7 protein-coding genes are annotated in these 6,261 nt (G+C 45.6%); all 7 read left to right on the forward strand.

The window, feature by feature from the left end; translation table 11 throughout:
- Positions 1 to 40 precede the first annotated feature (40 nt).
- On the forward strand, positions 41 to 1,039 hold the full coding sequence (nirJ2, locus tag AC1U9U_RS15125; RefSeq protein ID WP_479961382.1) for a putative heme d1 biosynthesis radical SAM protein NirJ2: 999 nt from the start codon (positions 41 to 43) through the stop codon (positions 1,037 to 1,039).
- Positions 1,039 to 2,049 (forward strand): siroheme decarboxylase subunit beta, encoded by a 1,011-nt coding sequence (ahbB, locus tag AC1U9U_RS15130; protein WP_479961383.1) that lies wholly within the window; start codon positions 1,039 to 1,041, stop codon positions 2,047 to 2,049. The genes nirJ2 and ahbB overlap by 1 nt, the downstream gene beginning before the upstream one ends.
- A gap of 12 nt (positions 2,050 to 2,061) precedes the next feature.
- Complete coding sequence (gene hemL, locus AC1U9U_RS15135) at positions 2,062 to 3,354, forward strand: glutamate-1-semialdehyde 2,1-aminomutase (RefSeq protein ID WP_479961384.1); 1,293 nt, start codon at positions 2,062 to 2,064, stop codon at positions 3,352 to 3,354.
- A 21-nt stretch (positions 3,355 to 3,375) separates the two neighbouring features.
- Positions 3,376 to 3,660, forward strand: a complete 285-nt coding sequence (locus AC1U9U_RS15140) for a hypothetical protein (RefSeq protein WP_479961385.1) — start codon at positions 3,376 to 3,378, stop codon at positions 3,658 to 3,660.
- Positions 3,661 to 3,845: 185 nt separating this feature from the next.
- Positions 3,846 to 4,622 (forward strand): SDH family Clp fold serine proteinase, encoded by a 777-nt coding sequence (locus tag AC1U9U_RS15145; protein ID WP_479961386.1) that lies wholly within the window; start codon positions 3,846 to 3,848, stop codon positions 4,620 to 4,622.
- A 198-nt stretch (positions 4,623 to 4,820) separates the two neighbouring features.
- On the forward strand, positions 4,821 to 5,012 hold the full coding sequence (gene tatA / locus AC1U9U_RS15150) for a twin-arginine translocase TatA/TatE family subunit (RefSeq protein WP_479961387.1): 192 nt from the start codon (positions 4,821 to 4,823) through the stop codon (positions 5,010 to 5,012).
- Positions 5,013 to 5,232: 220 nt separating this feature from the next.
- Positions 5,233 to 6,261: tetraprenyl-beta-curcumene synthase family protein (locus tag AC1U9U_RS15155; RefSeq protein WP_479961388.1), on the forward strand; the 1,029-nt coding region annotated here is incomplete at its 3' end.

Here is a 6,261-nt window from a genome sequence, read left to right on the forward strand (position 1 = left end):
ATGCCTTGGATGTAGCTAGTTGGCTGAAGGAGGATGTATAATGATTGTCTCTTGGAATACAACCAATGCTTGCAATATGTATTGTGATCACTGTTATCGTGATGCAGGCTGTAAAGCCGAAGAGGAGCTAAGCACTTCTGAAGCCAAGACCCTTCTGGAGCAAATCGCTAAGGCTGGGTTTAAGATTATGATTTTTAGCGGTGGAGAACCACTTCTGCGTCCAGATATTGTGGAATTAGTAGCTCATGCTAAATCTTTAGGTTTACGTCCGGTTTTTGGCACCAATGGCACTTTGATCACCGTAGATATGGCTCATCGACTCAAGGAGGCCGGGGCAATGGGAATGGGCATCTCCCTAGATTCCCTTAATATCGAAAAGCATAATCAATTCCGTAAGTATCCTCGAGCATGGGAAGAGGCTGTGCAAGGGATGCGGAATTGTCGGGAAGTAGGACTTCCCTTTCAGATCCATACCACAGTGATGGATTGGAATCGAGATGAATTAGAAGCCATTACGGATTTTGCCGTAGCGGAAGGAGCAGTTGCCCATCACTTCTTTTTTCTTGTTCCTACCGGGCGCGCTGTATCCATTGAGGAAGAATCCCTGCGGGCCGAGGAATATGAAGATGCGCTAACTCGCATAATGAAAAAGCAACAAGAGGTGGAGATCGAGCTTAAGCCTACCTGCGCACCCCAATTTATGCGGATCGCCAAACAGATGGGGGTCAATACCCGTTTTGGACGGGGATGCTTAGCGGGAACTTCTTATTGCATCATCAGTCCCAAGGGACAAGTGCAGCCCTGTGCCTATCTAAACATCCCACTGGGAGATGTGCGGGAGACTCCTTTTGATGAGCTGTGGCAGAAACATCCGGTATTCAATGAATTGCGCACTATGGACTATAAGGGCGGCTGCGGTGTCTGTGGCTATAAAAAAGTTTGCGGTGGCTGCCGCGCTCGGGCTGCCTATTATGAAGAAGGAGATTACATGGCTGAAGAGCCTTGGTGCCTTTATCATGGGCGTAAGGGGGTAAAATAATGGATGCTCTCGACCGTGCTCTTCTAAATATTGTCCAAACGGATTTTCCGCTTACGGCTCGTCCCTACGCGACCCTGGCCCTTCTCGTCGGAACCACGGAACAAGAGGCTTGGCAGCGTATCTGCAATTTACGTCAAGAAGGGATTATTCGACGCCTAGGGGGAGTTTTTGACTCCCATCGTCTGGGCTATAAAAGCACCCTGTGTACAGCAAAGGTGCGGTCGGATAAAATTCAGATCCTTGCCGATCTGTTAATGAAGATCCCCGGTGTTACCCATAATTACTTACGCGATCACGAATACAATATCTGGTTTACATTAATTGCACCTTCCGAAAAAGAAGTAGAGAAGACTTTAACTACCATCAAAGGGATCATCGGTACGGAGGAGGTATATTCTCTTCCGGCTCTTCGGCTTTTCAAAATAAGTGTGGATTTCGATTTTCATGAAGATGATGAGAATGGACTTAACAGCAATCCCGCGAATCCCGAGGCGGAATCGCCTAGCTATCGTTTGGAAAATGAGCCCGATCCGGTTAGCGAGTCGGATAAAATGCTGATTCGCGAATTACAAGGGAATATTCCGCAAGCAATGACTCCTTTTGCCGAGATCGGGGAAAGATTGGCTTGGGATGAGGAGAAAGTTTTGGAGCGAACCCAAAATCTTATAAGGAATCGGGTAATTCGCCGTTTCGGAGCTGTTCTTCGGCACCAAAAGGCCGGTTTTACTGCCAATGCTATGGGGGTATGGCAGGTGCCCGAGGAGAAGGCGGAGGAAGTGGGCAAAATAATGGCTTCTTTCCGTGAAGTAAGTCATTGCTATCAAAGACCGACCCTTGCTGATTGGCCTTACAACCTCTTTACAATGATTCATGCCCGTTCCGAAGAGGAATGTGCCGAGACGATGAAGAAGATTGCTCAGGCGACAGGTATTAAGGATTATAGTATGCTATTCAGCATTAAGGAGTTAAAAAAGAGCAGTATGCAATACTACATAGAAGAAGACGATTAGGAGGGTTCAATCTTGGGTTTTCAGGATGAAAGAAGCAAAAAAGCCTTTGCTCGTGCTAATCAAGTCCTTCCCGGAGGTGTCAATTCTCCGGTCAGGGCTTTTAAATCTGTAGGAAGAGAACCGGTTTTTATTGAACGGGGAGAAGGAGCAAGGCTCTGGGATATTGATGGCAACTCCTACTTGGATTACGTCCTATCCTGGGGTCCATTGATCCTCGGTCACGCTCATCCGGTGGTGGTGGAGGCCATTAAAAAAGCCGCCGAGCGGGGAACAAGTTACGGTGCTCCAACGGAAATTGAAACTGAATTGGCAGAAGAAGTAATCAAGGCCTTCCCTTCCATGGAAATGGTGCGGATGGTAAATTCCGGGACCGAAGCCACCATGAGCGCTTTGCGTCTAGCCCGCGGTGTAACCGGTCGTAATAAAATTGTAAAATTTGAAGGTTGCTATCACGGACATGGGGATTCTTTGCTGATTAAAGCCGGGAGCGGTGCTCTAACCTTTGGGGTGCCTACTTCTCCTGGTGTACCATCCTCAGTAGCTTCGGAAACCATCTCGGCTCAATATAATGATCTGGATGGCTTAAAAGCGATCTTTAAAGAGTATGGAGCAGATATTGCTGCGGTTATCGTGGAACCGGTGACTGGGAATATGGGGGTTGTTCTGCCTCAGCCAGGTTTTCTGGAAGGGTTACGGGAATTGACTCAAGTGTACGGCAGCTTGCTTATTTTTGATGAGGTGATGACAGGCTTTAGAGTCGGCTATGGCGGGGCTCAGGGGCGTTTTCAGATCGATCCGGATCTGACTTGTTTAGGCAAGATCATTGGCGGCGGTCTCCCGGTAGCCGCCTATGGCGGTAAACGCAAGTATATGGAGCAAGTGGCACCTAAAGGCCCCATTTACCAAGCCGGAACTCTGTCCGGTAACCCTTTAGCAATGGCGGCAGGGCTTGCTACCTTGCGGCTTTTGCAAAAAGATGGGCTATATGTGGAACTGGAGAGAAAGACCAACCGTTTGGCCGTGGGCTTAAAGACTATTGCAGAAGAACTAGGGTTACCCATCTGGGTTAATGCCGTCGGGGCCATGTTTTCTGCATTCTTTACCGGTCAACCGGTAATCGACTTTAAGAGTGCCTGCACTTCCGATGTCGAGCTATTTGGGGCATACTTTAGAGGGATGCTGGAGCGGGGAGTCTATCTAGCCCCCAGTCTATACGAGGCGGTCTTCCTTTCCGCCGCCCATAGTGATGCTGATATTGACTATACCCTAGAGCAGGCAAGGGAAGTATTAAAATCCTTGCGCTAAAGTTAAGGGAGGGTTAGATGGATGGAAGGCAAGAAAATCATTCGCACCGTCATTACCATAGGTCTGTTTGTGGCCTTAGTTACCGTTCTGATTGTTTCCCAAGGACATGACCCGAGCAATCCACATGCCTCAATCCCTAAGGAGGAATGGATTAGCGGGGCGAAAGGTCATGGCTTTGCCGTTTTAAATAACCAGAACCCCAAAGGCCAATGCTATGGATGCCATGAAAAGAAAGGACTGGGCGGAAAAGTCTATTGTCAAAGTTGTCATGACCAATCCGGCGTAGAATTTAGTTTACCTGATTGAACGGGACGGATCCCTTTGTTCACTAAAAAGCACCTGAAGATAGACATGTTGGTAGGGGGTATGCAAAACGAACAGGATAGTTCGATGAGCAGCGCCCCTTTTTTATTTGCGCGAAAAGTTTTTGTCACAGGCACCTGGGCGTTGGAATAATATGGTATATACAATGAGCTGCCTGGGGGGATCTTATGGATAAGGACGAAAGGATTCAGTATTTAGAGCAACTTGAGCAATTGAGGGGTTCTAAGGTTCTCGTATATTTTGCTTATACGCCCCTTGATGATAGTATACTGGTGCCCCTCTATGAGCAACTTAAGGTCATTGGCTTTTCGGAGAAGATTGATCTATTCCTGCACAGCTATGGTGGAGCGGTGGATACTCCCTATAAGGTTGTCACCTTAATCAGGGAATTTTGTAATGAGTTTGGTGTCATTGTTCCTTTTGTGGCTAAATCCGCTGCTTCCATGTTAGTCTTAGGTGCTGATGAGGTTGTGATGGGTCCCTTTTCAGAGTTGGGTCCCATTGATCCGTTGATTAAGCATCCTGTATATAAGGATTTATGGGTTCCTGTCCAAGCTATCCGTTACTGTATCGACTATCTGCAACGCTCCATAGAGAACAATTCAAATCCGGAACTGGTTACCGCAATTATTACCCCTATGCTGGATAAATTGGATCCTTGGCTTATTGGTGATTATGAAAAGGCTTTAAAGGCTTCGCACCAATATGCCGAGGCATTATTATCCCGTTATATGTTAAAGGAAAATCCCGAGCTTGTGCCTGATGTAACTCGTGCTTTAACCGAGGGCTACTTTTCCCATGGTTATCCGATAGGGCGTCAAGAGGCTAAAGAACTGGGGTTAAGAGTTACGGAAGCGGAGGGCGAACTTTGGGACGTTATTTGGAGCCTCTACCGGGGATATGAGGAGGTATTCGCAAGTTCGGGAAACAATGAGAGGGCCTAAAAGCCCTCTTTTTGAAGGTATTAAATGTCTTAAAAAAACTATAAATATGTTCCAGAAAAAACATATTGAAAAAAAGGACATTATCTTGTAGCATATGAATGTAGTGAATGAAATGCTATTCACTTATCGACTCCGTGGACAAAACAAGTTTGGGTTGTGGAATAATTTGTGGTATATTTAGACTATGGAGGTGTTGACATGTTAGTAACTTTTGGTGTAATAACCCCTACTGTAATGATTATTGTATTAGTTATTGCCTTAGTTCTTTTTGGACCGGGAAAATTGCCTGAATTAGGTAAGGCACTGGGACGAGGGATTTCCGAGTTTAAATCAGCAACAAACGGTGAAGAAAAAGAAGATAAAGATAAAGTTGAAAGTAAAGAAGCTTAAAAGAATGCAAGAGAGAAAAAAAGCGGGCAACACCTAATTGTGTGAGCCTGCTTTTTGCATTTCCGACTTTAGGGTAGCTTCGCGTCATCGCGTCATCCCTTCGGATGGGAAAATTAGTAGGGGGTATTTTATGTGTCTTAAGCGGTTAGTGCGCTTAATACTGGTTAAAATAGGATTAGGAGTTAATCATTTTTTGAGTATCCTTTAAGGAAGTGTTTATGTGACGGTCGCCAAGGTTGTATCAAACCCGCAATTGATTTTTCAGTTTGTCAAAACGGTTTTTCCTTTAGTAAAAAATAATCTTCGCAACTGGGAGCAAAGAGCCGGCTTATGTCCGGATTCTACTCTCGCCCAACAAGCTATCGACAGCATTACCCATAAAGAATTTCATTGTTTAGGGGGTAGCATCTATTCTCTCTATCCCGGTGCCAACACAGAAGAGGTTATCGAATTTATCGTTGCTTATCAGACAATAAGCGATTATCTGGACAATTTAGTGGACGCCCTGGAAGTTCAAGATGAGCAAGCATTTAGACAATTGCACCTGGCTATGACAGAGGCTTTGGAGGCTAATAGTTCTTGTTCCGACTACTATGCTTATTATCCCTATCAAGGGGATGGAGGCTACTTAAAGGATTTGGTCAGGACTTGCCAAAAACGGATTCGTGATTTACCTTCCTATTCCCTAGTTAAGCCAACGATGATTGTGTTGGCGGAACTTTATGCTAAGCTCCAAGTTACTAAGCATCTTGATCCCTCCATTCGAGAGGAGAAGATGTCGGTCTGGATCAATAAGGTTTTACCTGATTACCCAGGATTTACTCAGTGGGAATTTGCCGCCGCAACCGGCTCGACCCTCGGCATTTTCTGTCTTTTTGCTATGGCCTATAATCCGGACTTGTCGGCAAGTGAAGTAGAGAAAGTTAAAAATGCATACTTTCCTTGGATTGAGGGGCTCCATATTCTTTTAGACTACTTTATAGATTTAGAAGAGGACCGGGAAACTTCCCAGCTGAATTTCGTTGCTTACTATTCCTCAGTAAAGCAACTTCAAGAACGGCTAATGACCTTTATTACGGTCTCACTGCAGCTGGCAGGAAATTTAAAATATCCTAATTTTCATGAAGCAATTATTCGGGGTTTGCTGGCTATGTACTTATCTGATGAAAAGGGTATATCTAAGGAATGTGCTGCCGTAACCCGGGAACTCCTCCAGGCAGGTGGAACAAAGGTGAAGCTCCTTTATTGG

The organism is Desulfitobacterium sp. (genome assembly GCF_982384815.1).

What these genes read in the sequence shown, in the direction of transcription:
- AC1U9U_RS15145 (WP_479961386.1), top strand. Translation starts at nt 3,846, where the DNA reads ATGGATAAGGACGAAAGGATTCAGTATTTAGAGCAACTTGAGCAATTG.
- ahbB (WP_479961383.1), top strand. Translation starts at nt 1,039, where the DNA reads ATGGATGCTCTCGACCGTGCTCTTCTAAATATTGTCCAAACGGATTTT.
- tatA (WP_479961387.1), top strand. Translation starts at nt 4,821, where the DNA reads ATGTTAGTAACTTTTGGTGTAATAACCCCTACTGTAATGATTATTGTA.
- AC1U9U_RS15140 (WP_479961385.1), top strand. Translation starts at nt 3,376, where the DNA reads ATGGAAGGCAAGAAAATCATTCGCACCGTCATTACCATAGGTCTGTTT.
- nirJ2 (WP_479961382.1), top strand. Translation starts at nt 41, where the DNA reads ATGATTGTCTCTTGGAATACAACCAATGCTTGCAATATGTATTGTGAT.